Annotated in this window: 1 pseudogene; it reads left to right on the top strand. The window is 70.5% G+C overall.

The window, feature by feature from the left end:
- A pseudogene (locus A9Z05_RS05695) lies at nucleotides 1-264 on the top strand (peptidase S1); the annotation flags it as partial.

Below are 264 nucleotides of genomic sequence, written 5' to 3'. Positions count from 1 at the left end.
CGTACGGCACCGCGCGCAGCTGCGTGCTCGCATACAAGCTGCACGAGGACGGCGTCGACCTGAACGGCGTCACGCTGCAATCGTCGATCCTCGATTACCGGCAGGCCGGCAACCCGGTGGGCGCGCTGCCGACCGCCGCGGCCGACGCGTGGTATCACAAGAAGCTCGGCATCAAGCCGGCGCCGAGCGATCTCGGCGCGTTCGTCGAGGAAGTCGCGCAGTTCGCGCGCACCGACTACCTGAGCGCGCTGCGCGCGGTGCCGC

Source organism: Burkholderia sp. A2, assembly GCF_001729305.1.
Lineage (GTDB): Bacteria > Pseudomonadota > Gammaproteobacteria > Burkholderiales > Burkholderiaceae > Burkholderia > Burkholderia sola.
The sequence above is the reverse complement of the archived record's forward strand: the minus strand, read 5'-3'. Positions and strand labels throughout refer to the sequence as shown.